Below are 20,451 nucleotides of genomic sequence, written 5' to 3'. Positions count from 1 at the left end.
GCAAGCCTCCTATTTGAATTGCAAACGGACAGAACCGAGTCCGGCGAACTCGGCATGGAACGAATCACCCGCGCGGGCATCGATGGCGCGGGTGCAGGAACCGGGCAGCACAATGTCGCCCGCCTTCAACCGCACCCCGAAACTGGCGACCTTGCGGGCCAACCAGGCCACCGCGATCACCGGATCGCCGAGCACCGCATCGCTGCGCCCCTCGGCGACCACCTCGCCATTGCGGGTGAGTACGGCGTCGATGGCCTTGATATCCAGGTCTTTCGGTGCGACCCGCGCCGCACCGAGCACGAAACCGGCCGATGACGCGTTATCGGAAATGGTGTCGGCCAGCCCGATCTTCCAATCCTTGATCCGCGAATCGATCAGCTCGATGGACGGCGCGTAGGCGACCGTCGCGGCGAGCACATCGGCCTCGGTGCATTCCGCGCCGGGCAGATCCGCGCCGAGCACGAAGCCGACCTCGACCTCGACGCGCGGAATCAGATAGCGCGAGGTCTCGACCGGAACATCCTCGAAGACCTCCATATCCGCGAGCAGATGACCGTAATCGGGTTCGTCGACCCCCATCATCTGCTGCATGGCCAGCGACGAAAGTCCGACCTTGTGCCCGACCACCTTCGCGCCGTTATCGAGTTTGCGCCGAATATTGATCAGCTGGATCTCGTAGGCGTCGACGACATCGATATCGGGATGCATGGCGATGAGCGGGTCGATGCCGACCCGATCGCGTTCGGCGGCCTCGAGTTCATCGGCCAATTCGATTCGTACCGGGTCGGACAGCACGCTAGTTTCCTTCCACTGTTGTCGCTTCGGGCACCGCTGCCCGCGAAAGCACTTCGGCGCCTGCCGCGAATCTGCCCGCACGCCGACCGGAGAAAATGCAGTCGGCCAGGGACAATCCACTGACATAGGAGTCCGAGCAGATGCCGACCGCCGTCCGACCGGCCGCGTACAGGCCGGGAATATCGGTTCCGGCAGCGGATTTCACCGCTCCGGTGTGCTCATCTACGACGACACCGCCGAGGGTGAGCATCGGGCACGGATTGACAACGCTCGGTTTGATACCCACATCCAACAACCAGAACGGCCCGGCTCCCACCGTTTTGGTGAATTCGGCGGGCTTGCCGACCGGATCGGGCGCACCGCTCGCGATGGCGGCATTGTGCTCAGCGACGGTGGCACGCAACCCGTCGGCATTGATACCGGCCTTAGCCGCGACGGCATCCAGAGTTTCGCCACGCACGGCGTTGCGCCGCATGGCTTCGAACTGTCCGCGCTGGAACCAGGCCGACTGGGTCCGAATCTGCGAGATCGCGGTGCGCATGAGCTCGTCGTCGGCGAGCAGCCAACCCTTGCCGCCGTGTTCGGTGATCAGCGCGTGGCCGACCGCCGCACCGTAGCGAGTCTCATCGATAACCCGGCGTCCGTCCGCATCGACGAGCACTGAACCGGTAAAAGCACTGGGCGGCAAGATGAATCGCCATGCCGAAATATTGCCCATCCGATCCGTCGCCGCACCGACCTGCTCGGCCATCCGAATGCCGCTGCCGTCATCACCGGTGGTGCCGAGCGCGAGTCCGCCGCGGTATTGCGGCCCGTACTCGCGCAGCATCTCCCGATTCGCGATGAATCCGCCCGCGCTGAGCACCACACCGCGACGGGCCTGAATCCGAATCCTGGTGCCGTAACGGCGATCCAGCTTCGCGAGCTGACGCTCCATCGCCTTGCGCAGCGGCGGATAGTAGATGCCGGGCTTCGCCGCGATTTTCGCCAACCGGGTGTAGCGATCCCGGACCCGCCCGGGTGCGTCGCGTAGTGACTCACATTCGACGCCGGTCACGGTGCCGTTGTCATCGGTGATCAATCGCGTTGCCTGCGTGAGGGTTTCGACGCGAACCCCGCGTCGCGACGCCGAAGCTGCGAGCGGCCCGGTGAGCTTCTTCCCGGACGTGCCCTTGCCCTTGACCCGATGTCCGCGCTGCGCGGGCGTGGCGACCTCGCGACCGTAACCGGAGACCTCACTACCGGAGTAGTAGAGGTAGTAGCTGTCATTCGGATACGAGGTCTTGTACGGACACAGCGACGCCTCGAACGGCACCCCGTGCCCCTTCAGCCATTCGATCATCGCCGGACTCTCGGCCACGAACCGCCGCAGTGTCTCGGGCGTGACCGCCGTGCCGACCTCACGCTCCAGATAGGCCAGCATCTGCTCGGGCGTATCGTGCACCCCGGCCTCGTGCTGTACCGAGGTACCGCCGCCCGCGTAGATGATGCCACCGGACAACGCCGACGCCCCGCCTCCGGCGAAACGCTCCAGCACCAGCACCTGCGCACCCGCATCGGTCGCTTCCAGCGCGGCCGCGGCCCCCGCCGCGCCGTAGCCTACGACGACCACGTCGGCGGTCAGGTCCCAATCGCCGCTGGCGATTGCTCGCTGGTCGCTCGAAACAACACCGCCCATGTACATCACTCCGGTCAGAAACTGAAACAAGTTTTCTCGACGAATGGAACGTCGAGCGCGTCTTCTGCCACTCAACATAGACCAAATGCGGTCCCATTCTATAACGTGTTCTACATGACTGATCCGGTTAACGATCCGCACAGCTACGACGTGGTGGTGGTCGGCAGCGGTGCTGCCGGGATGACCGCCGCCCTCGCCGCAGCCCACCACGGCCTGAGCGCGGTGATCATTGAGAAAGCCGCGCACTACGGCGGGTCGACCGCACGCTCCGGTGGAGGCGTGTGGATCCCCGGCAACAAGGCGCTCAAAGCCTCCGGCCGTCCCGATGACCGCGAGGACGCCCGCACCTACCTGCACAGCATCATCGGCGACGTGGTCCCGAAGGACCGGATCGACACCTACATCGACCGTGGTGCGGAGGCGTTCGACTTCGTCCTCGACCACACCCCGCTGAAGATGAAGTGGGTGCCCGGCTACTCCGATTACTACCCGGAAGCCCCCGGCGGACTCGGCCAGGGCCGCTCGTGCGAACCCGCGCCGTTCAACGCCAAGATCCTCGGCGAGGAGCGGTTCAACCTGGAGCCGCCGTATGCCAAGGCACCGCTCAATGTGGTCGTCATGCAGGCCGACTTCGTCCGGCTCAACCTGATCCGTCGCCATCCCAAGGGCATCATGCGGGCCATGCGAGTGGGCGCGCGCACCTACTTCGCCAAGTGGACCGGCAAGCACATCCTCGGCATGGGCCAGGCGATTATCGCCGCCATGCGCAAGGGGCTCATGGACGCGAATGTGCCGCTGCTGCTGAATACTCCGCTGACCAAGCTCATTGTGGACAACGGCGTGGTCACCGGTGTCGAGGCCGAGCACAACGGCGAGACCGTGCGGTTCACCGCAAAATACGGTGTGGTGCTCGCCAGCGGCGGCTTCGAGCACAACGCCGAGATGCGCACCAAATACCAGCGCCAGCCCATCACCACCGAGTGGACCACCGGCGCCGCCGCCAATACCGGCGACGGCATCAACGCCGGGATGGAAGTCGGCGGCGCGGTCGACTTCATGGAGGACGCCTGGTGGGGGCCGACCATCTTCAAGGGCGGCAGGCCGTGGTTCGCGCTGGCCGAGCGGAATCTGCCCGGCACCATCATGGTCAACGCCGACGGTAAGCGATTCGGAAATGAGTCCGCTCCTTACGTCGAGGCGGTGCACACCATGTACGGCGGCGAATACGGGCAGGGTGCGGGTCCGGGCGAGAACATCCCGGCATGGCTGGTGTTCGACCAGCGCTACCGGAACCGCTACATCTTCGCCGGATTGCAGCCTGGTCAGCGGTTTCCGTCCCGCTGGATGGAAAACGACCTGATTGTCAAGGCCGATAGCCTCACCGAACTGGCCGACAAGATCGGCGTGCCCGCCGAGAATCTGACCGCGACCGTCGAGCGGTTCAACACGTTCGCCGAGACCGGTAAGGACGAGGATTTCGGCCGCGGCAACAGCCACTACGACCGGTACTACGGCGACCCGACCGTCAAGCCCAACCCATGCCTGGCCGGTCTGGTACATGGCCCGTTCTACGCCGCCAAGATCGTGCCGGGCGACCTCGGCACCAAGGGCGGTCTGGTCGCCGATACCGCCGGGCGGGTGCTGCGCGAGGACGGCAGCGTGATCGAGGGCCTGTACGCCTCCGGCAATAGCGCGACCCCGGTGATGGGTCACACCTACGCGGGCCCCGGCGCGACCATCGGCCCCGCGATCACCTTCGGTTACCTGGCGGTGCTCGATATCGCCGAACGCAAGAAGCAGCAGTCGGCCAAGGCCTCCGCCGAGGCATAGGCGAGGCGGGGTGGCGTCCCACCGAGCGGACGCCACCTTGCCCGCCGCGACCCGGCCGCCGCACGATCGATCCGAGGCAATCGCCACAACGGCCTCGGATCCTCCACAAGCATTCACAAGGAGAACTCGATGCCCATCGACCCGAAAATCGCACTCGGCGCGGAACTCCCGAGCGGGGAGTTCACCTGGACGCCGTCCGAAGTGCAGCTGTACCACTTGGGCCTCGGGGCGGGCACACGCTGGACCGATCCGGCCGAACTACGCTACGTCGACGACCGCGACCCGCAGGTGCTGCCGACCTTCGCGACCGTGGCGCCCACCTTCCACGAAACCGAGCCGCCGAAGGTGCGGTTCCCCGGCATAGATATCGATCTGGCGAAGGTCGTGCACGGCCACCAGGAGATCGAAGTGCACCGCCCGATTCCGGCCGCGGGCAAGGCGACCATCACCAGGCGCATCACCGAACTCTGGGATAAAGGCTCCGCCGCCGTCGTCGTGCAGGAACATGCGATCACCGGTTCCGACGGCGCACCGCTCTGGACCGCACGCTCATCCATCTTCGCCAAGGGTGAGGGCGGCTTCGGCGGCGAACGCGGCCCGAGCACCAAGGCCGAACTCCCCGACCGCGCACCGGATTTCGACGTCACCACGCCCACCCTCCCCCAGCAGGCCCTGCTGTACCGCATGTGCGGCGACCGCAACCCGCTGCACTCGGATCCCGAATTCGCCCGCGCCGCAGGCTTCCCCGACCCCATCCTGCACGGCCTGTGCACCTACGGCATCGTCTGCAAAACCGCCACCGACACCGTGCTCGATTCGGATGCGAGCCGCGTCACCGGCTTCCGCGCCCGCTTCGCCGGTGTCCTCTACCCCGGCGAAACCATCCGCACCCGAATCTGGCGCACCGACGGCGAGCTCACCATCAGCGCCACCGTCGCCGACCGCGCCGACGCCCCCGTCCTCGCGGACGTCATCCTGCGCCACACCTGAGCGCTGGACATTTGATCACCATGCGGCATGGCCTCAGCTGGGTGCCGCCGTGTTGCGGGGACGTTTGGTTGCTATGCCCTGGATTATCAGGGCGTATAGCAGGGTTATCAGGATGGGGGCGGCGATCGGGACCCATGCCAAGCGCAATGGGAGCAGTGCCGCGCCGACGGCCACCGCGGCGAAGGCCACCGCACCGATGACGGAGGGCACCGTGGTCGGCACGACTCCAACCGGCGCGGACACGGTCGCGGTATTCAGCAGATAGGCCGTGGCCACCAAACCTGTTGCGGCAGCGGCGAGTACACCGGTGTCGGCTGCGGCGAGCACCCCGATCGCGAGGAGCACCGCACCGACCGCGGGCAGTCGGAACCACCAGCCCGCCACCACCAGTGCCACCGCCGGAAGACCCGCCCATGGCGTCATCAACGTCACCGAGGTCACCAGTAGGACCCCGGACAGAATGGCGAGGAATCGAATCATCGGCGCACCCTTACGGTTCGGCGATGATCGGGGATCAATCGCATGACCTGATCCAGTCGGGCGCCCTCGGTCCAGGCCACGATATCGACGCCGACGGTTCCCATATCCCGATACATCGAGGCGCGCTCCAGATTCCACATCCGAGCCAGGGTCGGATCGAGATGTTCGTGGAAGGGGGTACCGCGCAGGACATCGACGACCACGACCACATGTCCACGCTTGCGCAGATCGATCAATGCCAGCGCGAACTGGGTGTCCAGCAGTGTGGAGAAGGCGACGATGATCGCGCCGAGCGGTACGGCAGCGTGCGGGGCCAAGGTGCCGGTGGTCGGAATGTGCTCATCGCCGACATCCAGCACGGTATCCACGATCCGATAGAACTGCCGCCGCCCGATATCGGGCCGCAGCCAGCGCGGGGACTGGCCGAGACAGACCACCGCGGTGCGGTCACCGGCCTGCAAGGTCGACTGCACCACCTGCGCCGCGCCGCGCACCGACAGCTCGAGCGAATCGGTGGCCGGACCCGGCGCCTGCTGCGAAGTATCCACCAGCACAACCACATCCGCGGATCGGTTGGTCAGCCGCTCGGTGACATATAGTCGCCCGCGCCGCGCGCTCACCGGCCAGTTCACGATGCGCAGCTGATCACCGGGTGCGTAGGCGCGGATGTCGGCGTACTCCACACCGGGACCGTGCTTGCGGGTGAGATGGGTGCCGAGCCGTTCGGGAAGTTCGGTGCGGGGCAACTTCATTCGCTGTGGATCGGTGATCGGATAGACGAACAGTTGTCCCGCGGGCAGCACCGCGGAGGCCACGGACAGTCCCGCCGGGCTCAGCGCGGTGACCCGCACCGAGAGCGGATAGCGACCCCAGCGGTCCGCCGTCAGAGCCAACCGCAACCCGGCGGGCGCCGTCCCGGAATCGATCGCCTCCTCGATCTCGATTCCGAGTCCCGCGAACTTCTCCGGTTTCAACCGAAGCAACGCGTGCCCCGATTCTACGAAGGCGCCGATCGTCGTAACGATCTCCTCGGTCTCGAAACACCGCAGCGTGCCGCCGCCGTCCACCTGGATGCGGGTCCTGGACTGCTGCCACGGCGCGGTGGCGAGCACACCGAGCAGCGGCGCCGCGAAGACGACCAACTGCCAGCGCCCGAGCACCACCGCGAGTAGCAGCGCCACGGCCGCGCCCACCGCCAGCATGAACACCAATGGCGCTGGACGCCAATGCAATTCGGCCTCGACGGCGGCGCTCATATCCCGATGCCTTGCCCCGCCCGCCATCGGCTCGTCCCTGGTCGGCGGCCGCGCCGCGGCGGCATTGGCCGCCGCGATCCCCTGGATGACGGGGGCGGTGGCATCCGGCCGGGTCATGCCCTTTCCCGCCGGGTCATGTCACCGACGCGCGCGGAACCGGCAGACGGCGCAGCAATTCGGTGATCACGTCTTCGCCGCGGATCCGGCGCACCCACATCTCGGGCCGCAAGGTGATGCGGTGTGCCATGGCCGGAACCGCGAGCGCCTTGACGTCTTCGGGAATCACATAGTCGCGCCCGAGCAGCAGCGCACGGGCCCGCGACATCTGCACCAGATCGAGTTCGGCGCGCGGACTCGCACCAACCTCGACCTGCGGATGCGCACGCGTCGCACCGGCCAGCGAGACGACATAGCTGACCACATCCGGATGTACCGTGACGAATTCGACGGACTGCCGCATCTCCAGCAGGCCGTTCGCATCCACCACCTGCACCACCTGCGGCGTCGCCGAACCGCGCTCCAAACGGCGGCGGATCATCTGGCGTTCGTCGTTCTCGGACAGATAGCCCAGCCGCAGCTGCATGGCGAACCGGTCCAGCTGCGCCTCCGGCAGCGGATAGGTGCCCTCGTACTCGATCGGGTTATCGGTGGCGAGCACGATGAAAGGCTGTGGCAGTTGGAACGTTTCGCCATCGATGCTGACCTGGCCCTCGGCCATCGCCTCGAGCAGTGCGGCCTGGGTCTTCGGTGGGGTCCGGTTGATCTCGTCGGCCAGCAGCACATTGGTGAACACCGGTCCGCGCCGGAAATTGAAGCGGCCCGATGACATGTCGTAGATGGTGGAGCCGAGCAGGTCGGCGGGGAGCAGGTCGGGCGTGAATTGCACGCGGGTGAATTCCAGGCCGAGCGCGGCGGCGAAGGACCTGGCGATGAGCGTCTTGCCGAGTCCGGGCAGATCCTCGATCAGAATGTGACCGCCCGCAAGTACGGCGATCATGATCAGCTGCAACTCATCCCGCTTGCCGACGATCACCCGGGACAGTTCCCGGAGCACCGCCTCGCTGCGCTGGATGGTCGTGTCCATCGGCATCGTCATATGTCTACTCGCACTTGCTCAAACCATTCTCCTCGACGACTCGATTACATCTTTTGCAAGCAGCGCAGGATTTCGTCCAGCGCGGCCCGCCCCGGTGCGGGAGTCGTCTGATCCCGCAGCGCCGAGTTGGCCGGATCGACCCAGCGCCACAGCTCGGGGCCGAATTGCAGAATTCCGGCGGCCTCGGTCGCCTTGCGGTTCTTGGCGACCCGCAGGCCGGTGGACAACTCGAACTCCTTGGCCAGCAGCGGACGCAGATGCCGATCCCAGTCGGCTCGGGTGCCGTCCGCGCGATCGGCGAGCATTTCCGCTCTGGCATGCCAGTGCCGCAGCATCTCCGCCGGACCGTTGTCGATCTCGTCCGGTCCGGTCTCGGTTTTCAAGGCCGATCGACCGGTCAACGACCAGACGAGCTGAATCATGGCCAGCGCCACCGGAACTCCTGCGGCGATGAGCAACGCGCCGCGGGCCTTGCCGAGGGTGATGAGCTCGATCAGCACGATGAGGATCAGCGCACCGATCACGATCGCGCGGTTCATACCATCTCCCCTTGCAGATCGGCCAGCACGATACGCAGCAGCTGTTCGGCCCGCATCCGCTGCCACTCCAGCATCGAATGCGGACTGAACCTGGCCTCCTCGAAGAGCGCGACCAATTCCCTTGCGGATGCGTCGTGCAGCGCGCCGCGCTCGAAGGCCCTGGCCAGCACCTCCATCGGGGTATCCGAAGCCAGTGGTGCGGCCGCGCGATCGAAGGACAGCCCGCGTTCCATCGCGACATAACAGGCGATGATGGCCTCGCGCGGATCCTGGCCGGGCACATTCATCGCGGCCAGACCCATCTCGGCCGCCCTGGCCAGCGAACCCGCGACGGTCGGTGCGGCCGGGGGCACCGGAACCGGCACCGCGCGCGGCCTGCGCTGCCCCGCCACCGCGACCATGATCAGCCCGATCAATGCCCCGCCGACCAGTACGGCGGCGGCGACGATGGCCACCAATAGCGCCGTACCGGTGAGATGCTGCGTGGGTGCGGCGTCGGGGGTCGCTGGGGCGGTGACCGTCTCCTGCGGGGTATGGGTGGTGGTGGCGCGCGGCGCCGACGACGGCGTTGGTGCACCCTCGCGACCGAATCCTACGAAGAAGATCGCCGATGCCGCCGCGATGATCAAGGAGACGACCGCCAGTGCGGCCAGCACCAGTAGGCCGGTTCGGCCGAGCAGTCCAGGTCGGCGTTCGGAATCACGATCCACCTCCGGCATCGCCAGCGGCAGTCGATGCTGGCTGGCAATCACTCCGGCGATCAGGATCACCATCGATACCGTGAGCAGTACCGGCATCAATACCACCGAAATCGCCGATGGCACCGCGCGGTGATCGCCGGAATCATGGGCCCCGGGAATGTGGCCGCGCAGCGCGATCGCGGCACACGCCAGCAGCGTGATCAGCACGATCACGCGCGATATCGGCGCTCCCGCCCTGGCCACTTGCTACCACCACATCTGAGTACAGCTCTGAACAGGCACATAGTTACATGCCGAGTGGTCCGCTCGGGAGTGAATCGAATACTTAGGATCGCCTCCTTTTTATCCGTAACCGGCCGTCCAATTACCCGGTGCGCGGCTAGTGGAGCACAGCGGATTCGGGCTGGCGCAGTTCGCTGAGGCGGCTTGCGGTCCGGGCCAGGTCGGGGACGGCGGGCACGTCGGCTACCAGGTCGGATAGCGAGGTATGGGCCTCGATGGTGAGTTCGATATCGGCGTCGTAGAGCACGTCGACCAGGTTGACCAAGCGCATGGCCCAGTCGGGCGGGACCGCACGCAGCGGTGGGACGTCGCGCAGGATCCATCGGCGAAAGCGGTGTGCGAGTTCGATGTAGTCCGAGGCGGCGGTGGCGGTGCCACACAGGGCGGCGAAGTCGAAGGTGATGGCGGAACCGTCGACGGCGATGGCGTGGATATCGCGGATGCCCGACACGACAACCTGTGTGGTGTCGACGTCGCTCGCGTCGTCGATGCGATAGCACCCGGAGGTGAAACCGGTGCCGCCGTGTGCGGTGCGGGTGCGGTAGTCGAGCGGGCCGTCGACGGAGACGGTATCCAGATGCGCGCGGATGCGCGCGATGGTCGGCAGGAAGCGGTCGTGGAACAGCGGGTTGGGCAGCAGCTGTTCGGGAGGGTAATTCGAGGTCACCACCAGGACGATGCGGCGGGCGAACAGGGCATCGAGCATGCGGGCGATCAGCATGGCGTCACCGATATCGTGCACGTGGAATTCATCGAAGCAGACCAGTTCGGTATGGCCGAGCAGATTGTCGATGGCCTTGTCGATAGAGCCCGATTCGTGTGCCGCAGTGTGCAATTGGGCGAATAAGTTGTGGAAGTGGAAGCGGCGCTTGCGGTTCGACGCTATGCGAGTGAAGAAGTCGTCCATCAGCATCGTTTTGCCGCGACCGGGTCTGCCGTGCAGATAGATGCCGCGGTGCCGCTTCATCGGCCTGCCGTGCCGGTCGAGCAGTTCGAGCAGACGCGCGCGAGCCCGGAGTTGGTCGCCATCCAGTGTGACGCTGTCTTCCATAACACCCTCCTGATCCTCTACAGTTGTAGAGGGTCAGCGATGCGGCGGCCAGAGAAGGTGATGATGTCCACAACCGACCGACGCGCGGCACTCGTCGATGCCGCCATCGATGTGATTGCCGCCCAAGGCATTCGAGCGCTCACCCACCGCGCGCTGGATACCGCCCTCGAGCTACCCGGCGGCTCGGCCTCCTATTACTTCCGCACCAAACGCGCGCTCATCGAGGCCATCGCGGACCGGATCACCACCCGCTCCCGCGACGACTTCACCGCCGCCGAACTCGCCCCGTCGGCACCGATCGACCCCGATGGCATTGCGCAGGCCATCGCGAGCTGGCTCGACCGGCTACTCGTCGACCGTCGCAACCACCTGATCGCCCGGCACGCGCTGATCATCGATCTGATCGGCGACACCGAGTTGCACGGGCGGCTGGCACACAGCCTGTTTTCGACCGAGCGGGCGCGAGAACTATTTCACGCCTTGGATTTTCCCGATCCCGATGCGGCCGCCGCCAACTTCATCGCGGTGGTCGAAGGCTTGGTCTTCGATAGGTTCGCGGGCGCACGGGCGCACGTTCCGGCAGGTACCCGGGACAGCGTCGACCAACTCGCTGCCACGCTGTACCGCCATCTCACCCCGTAGCTACGTCGCCCAGCCCAACTCGCTGTAGGGCGTACCCATGGTGAGCCCACGGATTCCAGCAGCGGAGTAGCGGATCAGCGACTCCTCCGGCAGCGCATCGAGCGAAAACCATTGCAGCCCATAGCTCTTGTCCGGCTCGCGATTCACCGGCTCACCCGTCCAGCGCAGCGCATGAAAGAACAGCCCGAGCCGGGCTTCCCGACCGGAGCTGGTCACGTGCGCGGTATGCACCAACCGCAGATCTGCCGGATCGATGACAATCCCGATCTCCTCCCCCGCCTCACGCGCGGCGGCAGCGGTGGCGGATTCGCCGGACTCCAGCTTCCCCGCGGGCAGATGCCACAGCCCGTCGAACTCGTCCGCACTGCGCCGCCTGCTGAGCAGCACCGCACCGTCGCGCACGAGCAGAATATGCACGTCGACTAGATGACGCTCGGTCATCAGACTCCTCCCGTGCTGCGCCCCTCCAACCTTCGCCGACAGTGCTGGCGGGCAGCGAGCCATATCAAACATGCCATACACGCCAGATGTCGCTCGGTATACTAGGCGGTATGACCGCAACGACCATCAAGGTGCCGAAGGCAACCCGCGACCGGCTGCACCGGCTAGCGGCGGCGCACGGGTTGACGCTTGCACAGCAAATCGACCGACTGATCGACGAGAGCGCGACGAAACCTCGCCCAACGATCGGAGGCTACCGCAGCGACCGACCACTCAACGCAGCAGAGATCGACGAGGAGCTGGCCCGAGGCTTCGGCGAGTGACCGCACTCATCATTGACACAAGCGCCATTCTGGCCTCATTCGACGAGGCGTATCCCGAGCATCCAGCAATCGCGCACATCCTTCGCGATGCCGATGACCTGCTGATTGTTTCGCCATTCATCGTTGCCGAAGCCGACTACATGCTGTCGTCGCGGCTTGGAGCCGATGCCGCGCACACATTCGGCCAGGATATCGTGACAGGCGCTTATGAGCTGGCTGAGTGGACTGCCGAGGACCACGCCGTCGCGTTGGCAATCACACGTCAATTCAACGGGCCGAAGGATTACATCGGAATCGCCGACGCATCGAACGTCGTACTAGCAGACCGTTACCGCACCACCGCGATGGTGACCCTGGACCAGCGGCACTTTCGCCAACTCCGCCCGCTCTGGGGTGCTGATCATTTCACTCTGCTCCCCTACGACGCCGACTGATCACCCCTCGGGATTCGCATCACTCCTCGATCCATAACCGACCAGGGCATGCGGCCGACGGATCTCGGCGAATACCGAAGTCGTCAGTTCACGCTGAGCACCAACCCCGAGGTCGGGACGCCCGTACCGGCGGTGACCAGGATGTTCTCCACATTGTCCACCGGATTGACGGAGGTGCCGCGGATCTGCCGGACCGCCTCGGCGATCCCGTTCATACCGTGGATATAGGCCTCGCCGAGCTGTCCGCCGTGGGTATTTAGCGGCAGGCGGCCGCCGATTTCGATGGCGCCGTCGGCAATGAAATCCTTTGCTTCGCCGCGGCCGCAGAAACCGAGTTCCTCCAGTTGCATGAGGACGAACGGGGTGAAGTGGTCGTAGAGGATGGCGGCCTGCATATCCGCCGGACGCAAACCACTCTGCTCCCAGAGCTGGTCGCCGACCAGCCCCATCTCGGGCAGACCGGTAAGTGCATCGCGGTAATAGCTGGTCATTACATACTGGTCCGCACCGGAACCCTGTGCGGCGGCGGCGATTACCGCCGGACGCTGCGGCAGATCCCGGGCGCGCTCGACGCTGGTGACCACGATCGCGACACCGCCGTCGGACTCCTGGCAGCAGTCGAGCAGATGCAGCGGTTCGGCGATCCAGCGCGAATTCTGGTGATCCTCCAGGGTGATCGGCTTGCCATAGAAGAAGGCGGCCGGATTCACCGCGGCATGTTTGCGGTCGGCGACGGCAACGCGGCCGAAGTCCGCGCTCGTCGCGCCGTACACGTGCATATACCTACGGGCGACCATCGCGACCTGCGCGGCCGGTGTCCCCAACCCCTGTGGATAGGACCAGCCCGCATCGATGCCCGACGAGGTCGGCGCGGTAGCCAGCGCGGTGGAGAACTGGCCGAAGCGCGATACCGAACGCTCGTTGAAGGCACGGTAGGCGACGACCACATCCGCGACGCCGGTGGCGACCGCCATGGCCGCCTGCTGAATGGTGGCGCAGGCCGCACCGCCGCCGTATCCGATGTGGCTGAAGAACTTCAGCTGCGGAATACCGACCGCACGTGCCACCGCCGCCTGGGTATTGGTATCCATGGTGAAGGTGGTCAGGCCGTCCACATCGGCCGGTGTGAGGCCCGCGTCGGCGAGCGCCGCGGTGACCGCCTCGGCGGCCAAACGCAATTCGCTGCGGCCCGAGTCCTTGGAGAAGTCGGTGGCGCCGATGCCGACAATGGCGGCGCGGCCGGAAATCCCGGTGGTGTTGTCAGCGGTCATCATGGCCTCCGCAGTGCGATAACGGCTTTCGCCGTGATGTGGTCACCGAGGCTGTCGCGGCCGACGATATCGATATGGATGTCATCACCCTGGATCGCGGAGACGGTGCCGGACAGTGTCAGGGTGTCACCGGCATACAGCGGCACACCCAGGCGCAGCGCGACGGATTTGACGATGGCGCGCGGTCCGGCCCAGTCGGTGACGAAGCGCTGCACCAGCCCGGTATCGGTGAGGATATTGACGAAAATGTCCTTGGAACCGCGGGCGACCGCCTTGTCCCTGTCGTGGTGCACGTCCTGAAAGTCCCTGGTGGCCACGGCGGTACTGATCACAAAGGTGGGATCGGCGGTGATGACCAACTCGGGCAGCGCGGTGCCGACCGCTACCGCGGCCGGTTCGACGTCGGTCATGCGATCACCCGCCAAACCGGCAGTACGGCATCGTCGTCGAGCTTCTCGAACTCCACCCGCACCGGCAGGCCGATCTTCACATCGGCCGGATCGACGCCGCGCAGCTCACCGAGCATCCGCACACCTTCTTCCAATTCGACCAGCGCGACCACGAAAGGCAGTTGCCGCCCAGGCACTTTCGGCGCGTGATGCACCACGTAACTGAAAACCTCGCCGCGTCCCGAGGCGACGACATAGTCGGTCTGCTCCGACTTGTCCTGCCACAGCGCCGGAATCGGCGGATGCCGCAGCGTGCCATCCGGCAGCCGCTGGATCCGCAACTCCCCGAGCTTGGTGCCCTCCCAGAAGAATTCGGTATCCCAGGAGACCAGCGGTTTGACCCGTTCGCCCGCAGGGGCTTTCGGCGCGGTGCCGGTTCCCGGCGCGAATTTCAGTAGCCGGAAAAGCATTTCGGCGACGATCTCATCGCCGACGTGCCAGCTGGTCTGGAAGGTGACGAACCAGCCCTCGCCCAGCGCCGTCTTCTTCGGACCGCGGATCTCGGACAGCCTGCTGGTCACCGAGATCTGCTCGCCGACATTCACATACCGGTGATAGGTCTGCTGACAGTCCGTGGCGACCACGGAGGTGTAGCCCGCGCTGTCGAGCAGCTCGGTCACCTGCGCCATCGGATCGTCGGCCGGACGAGAACCATTGAGCCCGAACATGGTCCACACCTGCGCCATGGCCGGTGGGGCAACGATGCCGGGATGTCCGGCGGCACGGGCAGCGTCCTCGTCGACGTAGATCGGGTTCCGGTCCCCGAGCGCCTCCACCCAATTGTTGATCATCGGCTGGTTCACCGGGTCACGCCCGAGGCGTGGCGCGCAATCACCCGCCGCGATGATCTTCTCGGCGGCTTCGGTAATCGCTTCCGGAGTCATGGTTTCCGGCACGCGGGGCTCCTTGTAGTCGTGGCGTACCGCGCAATGGCGCGCGGATTCATCGAGGTACCCGAGGCAGTTTCAGCCCGGAGGAGGCGACCAGTTCGCGCATCACCTCATTGACACCGCCGCCGAAGGTCACCACCAGATTCTGTTTGGTTCTGCGGTCCAGCCAGGTCAGCAGTTCCGCGGTGTCCGGATCGGCCGGATCGCCGTAGTGTCCGACGATCTCCTCGGCCAACCGGCCCGCCTCCTGCAGCGATTCGGTCGAGTACACCTTGGTGGCCGAGGCATCGGCGATAACCGTGGCCTGGTCACCGTCGACGGTCGCCGCGACCTGCCAATTCAATAGTTCGTTGAGCCGAACCATGGCGTGGATGCGACCGAGCGAGCGGCGCACATCGGCCTCGGCGAGCACACCGCGCGACTGCGCCCATTCGCGCGCCCGGTCGTAGAGCTGTTCGATCTTGCCGGACGGGCCGAGGCTCACCCGCTCGTGGTTGAGCTGGGTGGTGATCAGTCGCCAGCCCTTGTTCTCCTCGCCCACCAGCATGTTCGCGGGCACCCGGACATTGTCGAAGTACGTCGCGTTGGTGTGGTGCGCGCCGTCGCAGGTGATGATCGGGGTCCAGGAGTAGCCCGGATCCTTGGTGTCCACGATCAGGATCGTGATGCCACGGTGCCGCGATTCGACCGAGCCGGTGCGGCAGGCCAGCCAGACATAGTCGGCCTCATGCGCACCGGTGGTGAAGATCTTCTGCCCGTTGACGATCCAGTCGCCGGATTCGTCGCGCACCGCACTCGTGCGCAGCGAAGCGAGGTCGGTGCCCGCCTCCGGTTCGGAGTAACCGATCGCGAAATGGATATCGCCGGAAAGGATTCCGGGCAGGAACTTCGCCTTCTGCTCGTCGGTGCCGAAGCTCTGCAGCGTTGGTCCGACCGTCAGCAAGGTGACCAGCGGCAGCGGAACGTCCGCGCGCACCGCCTCGTTGAAGAAGATCTGCTGCTCCATCGGCCCGAAACCCTGGCCGCCGAACTCCTTCGGCCAACCGACCCCGAGCCAACCATCCGCACCCATTCGGCGCACCACCGCGCGGTAGGCATCGCCGTGGCGGTTGACCGCCATCTCGGCCTCCTCCTCGGGAGTAACGAGATCGGCGAAGTACGCACGCAATTCATCGCGCAGCTTGCGCTGCTCCGCGGTCAGGTCGATGAACATCTGGCCCCCAATCGATCGAGACGCAACGATTCGCCGCCGAGCCAGCGGGCGATGTCCTTGGCCTGTGAGTAGTAGCGGTGCATCGGATGGGTCACATCGACCCCGAGGCCACCGTGCAGGTGATGGCATTTCTGCATGGCGGCGGGCAGTTCCGAGGCCACGGTGTAGGCGAGCACATCGAGGTCGTCATCGATGCGCTCCTGATGCTGCGGCGTCGAATCGGACTGTGCCAGTGCCCAGTTCGCCGAAACGGCGGCGGCGTGCAGGGTTCGCGAGACGACATACACATCGGCGATCTGCTGCGCGACCGCCTGGAATTCGGCGAGCGGCCGATTGAACTGACGACGGGTCCGCAGGTGCTCGGCGGTGAGCACGAGCACACCTTTGAGCAGTCCGTCCGCGGTCGCGCCGATCGATGCGACGGCCAGCCGGTGCAGGTCGGCGATGTCGCCGGGCAGCAGTTGCTGGGCCGGAATCTCGACCTGGTCCAGGCGCACCGAACATTCCGGAATCCCGCCGGAAACCGGTGACGGCGTCAAGGTGAGCGCGGCCGCATCCGAATCCACCAGTGCGATACCGGAATTCGTCGGAATCAATAGCCAACGCGCCTGCTCCGCATACGGCACCGCCACCTTGTGACCGGTGATGCGCACGGTGTCGCCATCGGAAACCGCTGTGGTCTCCGGTTTGACCACGAACGGGTTCGCACGCTCGCTGAGGGCAGCGGTGAGCACCGCGCCCTTGGCGACCTCTGGATAGACCCGCTCGGCGACACTGTCCGGCAAGGCGGCAAGCAGCGGCAGCAGGCCGAAGCCGAGTGTCGGCAGTGCGGGTGCCGCCACCGCTTCGGCAGCAAGTTCGGTCAAGAGGACCGAGACCTCCGGCAGGCCCATGCCGTCACCGCCGAACCGTTCCGGCAGCGCGAGCGAGAGCAGTCCGGTCTCGATCAGACTCGGCCACAGCTCGATATCACGTGCCGGTTCACGTTCCAGCAAACTCACGACGACCTCGGCCACTGCGTCCTGGCCCTCGTCCCGGGTGAAGTCCACGCTTTACTCCCAGTTATTCGGTCGACTAGCTGTCGGTATCGCGAGGCAGTCCGAGAATTCGCTCACCGGCCACGGTCAACAGAATCTGCTCGGTTCCACCAGCAATCGACAAACAGCGCGTAAGCAGGAACTCCTTTACCACTTCCGAGTCCTGCGCACCGGTTGGACCTGCCGTCTCCACCGCGAATTCGGCCACTGCCTGGCGGTGCCGGACACCGACGAGCTTGCGCACACTGCTCTGCGCTCCCGGATCACCGCCCGCCAGCATCCGAACCGCGGCACGCTGTTCCAGCAATAATCCAGCGATCGCATCGGCGACGAAGCCGCCGAGCCGATCGTTCAATAGCTCGGCACCCGGCCCGCTGGCGGGCAGTTTGGCGATGAGCTCCTCCAGCACCGGCCCGATCCCATTGCCGCCCATGGCGACTCGTTCGGTCGACAGTGTCGAGCGGGCGATCTTCCAGCCGTTGTTCAGCGCGCCGACCAGACAGTCGTCGGGTACGAACACATCGTCGAGGAAGACCTCGCTGAAACGCGCCTCCCCGGTGATCTGCACCAGCGGCCGCACCTCGAGTCCGGCGCTGCGCATATCGACGAGGAAGTAGCTGATACCGCGATGCTTCGGCGCGTCCGGATCGGTGCGGGCCAGGCAGATCGCCCAGTTCGCCCGATCACCCAGCGATGTCCACACCTTCTGCCCGCGCAGCACCCAGCCGCCGTCCACCTTCTTGGCGGTGGTGCGCAGCGCGGCCAGATCCGAACCGGCCTCCGGCTCGCTGAACAGCTGACACCAGACCACCTCGCCGCGCAGCGTCGGCCACGCGAAGCGGTCGATCTGCTCCTGTGTGCCGTGCTGCAGCAGGGTCGGAATGGCCCAGCCGCCGATCGCCAGATCCGGCGACTCCAAGCCCGCGCGTCGCAGTTCCTCCGAAATGACCAGGCCCGTCATGGGATTCGCGCCGCGCCCGTATGGTGCGGGCCAGTGCGGCATGGCGAGCCCCGCGTCGACCAGCGCATCGCGGCGCTGATCGACCGGCAGCGCGGCGATCGCGGCCACCTCGGCGGCCAGCTCGTTCGCATTGCCGCCGGTGAGCTCGACACCGGCTGTGTCCGATTCGCGATCCCCTCCGTGGTTACGTTTCGCCGCCTCCTCCGGGGACACCGCTTGCGCCGCAGAGGCGAACACCCGGTCCGCGCCAGTGGTTCGACGCTGCCCCGCCCGGGTCAGTTCGGTAACCCGAGCCCGCCAGCGCGCCGATCCTCCGAGCAGCTGCCGCAGTGCGGTGGCCCGGCGCAGATAGAAGTGCGCGTCGTGCTCCCAGGTGAAACCGATACCACCGAGCACCTGGATGCAGTCCTTGGCGGTCTCCACCGCGGCGTCCAGCGATATCGCGGCGGCGATGGCGGCCGCGATGGGCAGTTCCGCACCGCCCTCGTCGACGGCGGCCGCGGCATCGGCCGCGACGGAGCGGATCAGCTCGGCCCGGCACAGCATCCACGCGCAAATGTGTTTCAGCGCTTGGAAAGAGCCGATCTTGCGACCGAATTGCTCACGCACCTTGGCGTATTCGACCGCTGTCTCCAGACACCAGCCCGCCACACCGGCGAGTTCGGCCGAAACGAGTACCGCGAGAAGATCTTCCACCGCATGCGGCGAGACGAACACCCGGTCCGCGGGCACATGCACCTCGGCGCAATGCACACGCGCCAGTGGCGTACTCGAGTCAGCGGGCGTCAGCGCCTCGACCCGCAGGCCGTCGGCATCGGGCCCGATCACGCACCAGCGCAACCCATCCGGAGTCATCACCGGCAACAGCACCGAGGTACCCGTCGCGGCGCCGAGTACCGATTCCCAGACACCCGTGAGCAACAACTCATCGGATGCGGCCGGTACGCTCACTATCTCCCCGACAACGAAGTCGAGCGCGACCCCGCACGGCATATCCTCGGCGAGCGCGCCCGCGGTGACCAGATTCGCCAATGCGGTGGACAGCACCGGCCCACCGACCAGATCGTGCGCCGCCTGTTCGACCAATACCGCGAGGTCGGCGACGGATCCACCGTGGCCACCTGCCGCTTCGGCAATGGCGACCCGGAAAATTCCGAAGTCGGCCAGCCCCGGCCAATATGCGCGCCAGAAGTCCGTCGGCTCGTCCCGCATTGTTGCAATCGGACGTACCGATCCAGCCCATCCGCGCATCGACTCCTGAACGGCTTTATGCTCGTCAGTGGTGGCGATGGTCACAGTCCGTACCGCCTTTCCGGCGTGACTCCCACACCTAGAACATGTTCTAATATCCTAGCTGGGCGGAAGTCAAGAGACGACCGATGCCCGTTGCCGGAATGCAGGAAAGGACTCTCATCAATGGCCAGTCCCTCCCGATCGCAGCCAGCCGATTCGAATGCGGCCGGGCGAGCATCGGCTACCGCGACGGTCACGACGCTGAGCGAGGACGAGCTCAGCTCGGCCGCGCAGCGGGAACGGCGTAAGCGAATTCTGGACGCGACGCTCGCACTGGCCTCCAAAGGCGGTTACGACGCCGTCCAGATGCGCGCGGTTGCCGAACGCGCAGATGTCGCGGTCGGCACGCTCTACCGGTATTTCCCGTCCAAGGTGCATCTGCTCGTTTCCGCGCTGTCGCGGGAATTCGAGCAGATCGAGGGCAAACGCAAACCACTTGCCGGTCAGACGCCGAACGAGCGCATGCATCTGCTGCTGACCCAGATCACCCGGATGATGCAGCGCGACCCATTGCTCACCGAGGCGATGACGCGCGCATTCATGTTCGCCGACGCCTCGGCCGCCGCGGAGGTCGACCGTGTCGGCAAGGTGATGGACCGGGTATTCGCCAGGGCCATGAACGACGGCGAGCCCACCGAACGCCAGTTGGCGATCGCGCGGGTGATAAGCGATGTCTGGTTGTCGAATCTGGTCGCCTGGCTGACCAGACGCGCCTCGGCCACCGATGTGACCGAGCGACTGGAACTGACCGTGGATCTATTGCTCGGCGACAATGGCGGTAGCCGTTAGCTATTGCGGG

Annotated in this window: 21 protein-coding genes; 6 read left to right on the top strand and 15 right to left on the bottom strand. The window is 65.8% G+C overall.

The features are described from left to right. Nucleotides 1-9: 9 nt before the first annotated feature. Nucleotides 10-795 (bottom strand): 2-keto-4-pentenoate hydratase, encoded by a 786-nt coding sequence (locus NA5_RS24710; RefSeq protein WP_062990073.1) that lies wholly within the window; start codon nt 793-795, stop codon nt 10-12. Nucleotide 796: 1 nt separating this feature from the next. Next, nucleotides 797-2,473 (bottom strand): FAD-binding protein, encoded by a 1,677-nt coding sequence (locus NA5_RS24705; protein ID WP_062990267.1) that lies wholly within the window; start codon nt 2,471-2,473, stop codon nt 797-799. 105 nt (nt 2,474-2,578) lie between these two features. Between NA5_RS24705 and kstD the strand changes: the two genes are divergently transcribed. Further along, nucleotides 2,579-4,303 carry a 3-oxosteroid 1-dehydrogenase gene (gene kstD / locus NA5_RS24700; RefSeq protein WP_062990071.1) on the top strand — a complete coding sequence of 575 codons (1,725 nt, stop codon included), beginning with the start codon at nt 2,579-2,581 and terminating at the stop codon, nt 4,301-4,303. Between the two features lie 129 nt (nt 4,304-4,432). Then, entirely contained in the window at nt 4,433-5,293 is an 861-nt protein-coding gene (gene chsH3 / locus NA5_RS24695; protein ID WP_062990069.1) for an enoyl-CoA hydratase ChsH3, read from the top strand. 33 nt (nt 5,294-5,326) lie between these two features. Here chsH3 and NA5_RS24690 read toward each other — a convergent pair whose 3' ends face one another. From NA5_RS24690 to zapE, 6 genes are all read right to left on the bottom strand, one after another. Beyond that, the gene (locus NA5_RS24690; protein WP_062990068.1) at nt 5,327-5,773 is read right to left on the bottom strand and encodes a hypothetical protein; all 447 of its coding nucleotides are present in this window, start codon (nt 5,771-5,773) and stop codon (nt 5,327-5,329) included. Continuing rightward, nucleotides 5,770-7,029 (bottom strand): DUF58 domain-containing protein, encoded by a 1,260-nt coding sequence (locus NA5_RS24685; protein WP_062990265.1) that lies wholly within the window; start codon nt 7,027-7,029, stop codon nt 5,770-5,772. The genes NA5_RS24690 and NA5_RS24685 overlap by 4 nt, the downstream gene beginning before the upstream one ends. 133 nt (nt 7,030-7,162) lie before the next feature. Then, nucleotides 7,163-8,125, bottom strand: a complete 963-nt coding sequence (locus NA5_RS24680) for an AAA family ATPase (protein WP_062990066.1) — start codon at nt 8,123-8,125, stop codon at nt 7,163-7,165. A gap of 44 nt (nt 8,126-8,169) precedes the next feature. Continuing rightward, nucleotides 8,170-8,664 carry a hypothetical protein gene (locus tag NA5_RS24675; protein WP_062990063.1) on the bottom strand — a complete coding sequence of 165 codons (495 nt, stop codon included), beginning with the start codon at nt 8,662-8,664 and terminating at the stop codon, nt 8,170-8,172. Continuing rightward, nucleotides 8,661-9,608, bottom strand: coding sequence for a DUF4129 domain-containing protein (locus tag NA5_RS24670; RefSeq protein ID WP_218020149.1), 948 nt, complete (start codon nt 9,606-9,608; stop codon nt 8,661-8,663). Before NA5_RS24670 ends, NA5_RS24675 begins: the two co-directional genes overlap by 4 nt. 136 nt (nt 9,609-9,744) lie before the next feature. Continuing rightward, entirely contained in the window at nt 9,745-10,698 is a 954-nt protein-coding gene (zapE, locus tag NA5_RS24665) for a cell division protein ZapE (RefSeq protein WP_062990059.1), read from the bottom strand. A gap of 63 nt (nt 10,699-10,761) precedes the next feature. Here zapE and NA5_RS24660 point away from each other — a divergent pair, with 63 nt between their 5' ends. Beyond that, a complete protein-coding gene (locus NA5_RS24660) occupies nt 10,762-11,340 on the top strand; it encodes a TetR/AcrR family transcriptional regulator (protein WP_062990262.1) in 579 nt (192 codons plus the stop codon). On the opposite strand, the gene NA5_RS24655 is transcribed toward NA5_RS24660, so the two are convergent. Further along, the gene (locus NA5_RS24655; protein WP_062990056.1) at nt 11,341-11,781 is read right to left on the bottom strand and encodes an NUDIX hydrolase; all 441 of its coding nucleotides are present in this window, start codon (nt 11,779-11,781) and stop codon (nt 11,341-11,343) included. 110 nt (nt 11,782-11,891) lie between these two features. Between NA5_RS24655 and NA5_RS40615 the strand changes: the two genes are divergently transcribed. Together NA5_RS40615 and NA5_RS40610 are read left to right on the top strand one after the other, a co-directional pair. Beyond that, entirely contained in the window at nt 11,892-12,104 is a 213-nt protein-coding gene (locus NA5_RS40615; protein ID WP_157110615.1) for a toxin-antitoxin system protein, read from the top strand. Continuing rightward, nucleotides 12,101-12,538 (top strand): PIN domain-containing protein, encoded by a 438-nt coding sequence (locus NA5_RS40610; protein ID WP_062990053.1) that lies wholly within the window; start codon nt 12,101-12,103, stop codon nt 12,536-12,538. Before NA5_RS40615 ends, NA5_RS40610 begins: the two co-directional genes overlap by 4 nt. Nucleotides 12,539-12,621: 83 nt before the next feature. Here the strand turns inward: NA5_RS40610 and NA5_RS24640 are convergent, their stop codons facing one another. Genes NA5_RS24640 through NA5_RS24615 form a run of 6 tightly spaced genes read right to left on the bottom strand, consistent with a single transcriptional unit; the run spans nt 12,622 to nt 19,610 of the window. Beyond that, nucleotides 12,622-13,809: a lipid-transfer protein gene (locus tag NA5_RS24640; protein ID WP_062990051.1), complete on the bottom strand. Its 1,188-nt coding sequence runs from the start codon at nt 13,807-13,809 to the stop codon at nt 12,622-12,624. After that, nucleotides 13,809-14,219: a MaoC family dehydratase gene (locus NA5_RS24635; RefSeq protein ID WP_062990260.1), complete on the bottom strand. Its 411-nt coding sequence runs from the start codon at nt 14,217-14,219 to the stop codon at nt 13,809-13,811. Before NA5_RS24635 ends, NA5_RS24640 begins: the two co-directional genes overlap by 1 nt. Beyond that, nucleotides 14,216-15,142 (bottom strand): bifunctional MaoC family dehydratase N-terminal/OB-fold nucleic acid binding domain-containing protein, encoded by a 927-nt coding sequence (locus NA5_RS24630; RefSeq protein WP_084484391.1) that lies wholly within the window; start codon nt 15,140-15,142, stop codon nt 14,216-14,218. The genes NA5_RS24635 and NA5_RS24630 overlap by 4 nt, the downstream gene beginning before the upstream one ends. A 58-nt stretch (nt 15,143-15,200) precedes the next feature. Beyond that, nucleotides 15,201-16,361: an acyl-CoA dehydrogenase family protein gene (locus NA5_RS24625; protein WP_062990047.1), complete on the bottom strand. Its 1,161-nt coding sequence runs from the start codon at nt 16,359-16,361 to the stop codon at nt 15,201-15,203. Further along, nucleotides 16,346-17,410: an acyl-CoA dehydrogenase family protein gene (locus NA5_RS24620; protein WP_062990046.1), complete on the bottom strand. Its 1,065-nt coding sequence runs from the start codon at nt 17,408-17,410 to the stop codon at nt 16,346-16,348. Before NA5_RS24620 ends, NA5_RS24625 begins: the two co-directional genes overlap by 16 nt. Nucleotides 17,411-17,435: 25 nt before the next feature. Beyond that, nucleotides 17,436-19,610: an acyl-CoA dehydrogenase family protein gene (locus NA5_RS24615; protein ID WP_245672376.1), complete on the bottom strand. Its 2,175-nt coding sequence runs from the start codon at nt 19,608-19,610 to the stop codon at nt 17,436-17,438. Nucleotides 19,611-19,775: 165 nt separating this feature from the next. Between NA5_RS24615 and kstR the strand changes: the two genes are divergently transcribed. After that, the gene (kstR, locus tag NA5_RS24610; protein WP_062990043.1) at nt 19,776-20,441 is read left to right on the top strand and encodes a cholesterol catabolism transcriptional regulator KstR; all 666 of its coding nucleotides are present in this window, start codon (nt 19,776-19,778) and stop codon (nt 20,439-20,441) included. Nucleotides 20,442-20,451 lie beyond the last annotated feature (10 nt).

The organism is Nocardia anaemiae NBRC 100462, assembly GCF_001612725.1.
In the GTDB taxonomy this organism is placed as follows: Bacteria; Actinomycetota; Actinomycetes; order Mycobacteriales; family Mycobacteriaceae; genus Nocardia; species Nocardia anaemiae.
Note: the sequence above shows the minus strand (reverse complement) of the source record. Positions and strands in the feature narration are given on the sequence as shown.

Excerpts from the sequence above, each read along its gene's own strand:
- NA5_RS24705 (WP_062990267.1), bottom strand. The coding sequence starts at position 2,473 with ATGGGCGGTGTTGTTTCGAGCGACCAGCGAGCAATCGCCAGCGGCGAT.
- chsH3 (WP_062990069.1), top strand. The coding sequence starts at position 4,433 with ATGCCCATCGACCCGAAAATCGCACTCGGCGCGGAACTCCCGAGCGGG.
- NA5_RS24690 (WP_062990068.1), bottom strand. The coding sequence starts at position 5,773 with ATGATTCGATTCCTCGCCATTCTGTCCGGGGTCCTACTGGTGACCTCG.
- NA5_RS24685 (WP_062990265.1), bottom strand. The coding sequence starts at position 7,029 with ATGAGCGCCGCCGTCGAGGCCGAATTGCATTGGCGTCCAGCGCCATTG.
- NA5_RS24680 (WP_062990066.1), bottom strand. The coding sequence starts at position 8,125 with ATGACGATGCCGATGGACACGACCATCCAGCGCAGCGAGGCGGTGCTC.
- NA5_RS24675 (WP_062990063.1), bottom strand. The coding sequence starts at position 8,664 with ATGAACCGCGCGATCGTGATCGGTGCGCTGATCCTCATCGTGCTGATC.
- zapE (WP_062990059.1), bottom strand. The coding sequence starts at position 10,698 with ATGGAAGACAGCGTCACACTGGATGGCGACCAACTCCGGGCTCGCGCG.
- NA5_RS24660 (WP_062990262.1), top strand. The coding sequence starts at position 10,762 with ATGTCCACAACCGACCGACGCGCGGCACTCGTCGATGCCGCCATCGAT.
- NA5_RS24655 (WP_062990056.1), bottom strand. The coding sequence starts at position 11,781 with ATGACCGAGCGTCATCTAGTCGACGTGCATATTCTGCTCGTGCGCGAC.
- NA5_RS40615 (WP_157110615.1), top strand. The coding sequence starts at position 11,892 with ATGACCGCAACGACCATCAAGGTGCCGAAGGCAACCCGCGACCGGCTG.
- NA5_RS24640 (WP_062990051.1), bottom strand. The coding sequence starts at position 13,809 with ATGACCGCTGACAACACCACCGGGATTTCCGGCCGCGCCGCCATTGTC.
- NA5_RS24635 (WP_062990260.1), bottom strand. The coding sequence starts at position 14,219 with ATGACCGACGTCGAACCGGCCGCGGTAGCGGTCGGCACCGCGCTGCCC.
- NA5_RS24630 (WP_084484391.1), bottom strand. The coding sequence starts at position 15,142 with ATGACTCCGGAAGCGATTACCGAAGCCGCCGAGAAGATCATCGCGGCG.
- NA5_RS24625 (WP_062990047.1), bottom strand. The coding sequence starts at position 16,361 with ATGTTCATCGACCTGACCGCGGAGCAGCGCAAGCTGCGCGATGAATTG.
- NA5_RS24615 (WP_245672376.1), bottom strand. The coding sequence starts at position 19,610 with ATGCGCGGATGGGCTGGATCGGTACGTCCGATTGCAACAATGCGGGAC.
- kstR (WP_062990043.1), top strand. The coding sequence starts at position 19,776 with ATGGCCAGTCCCTCCCGATCGCAGCCAGCCGATTCGAATGCGGCCGGG.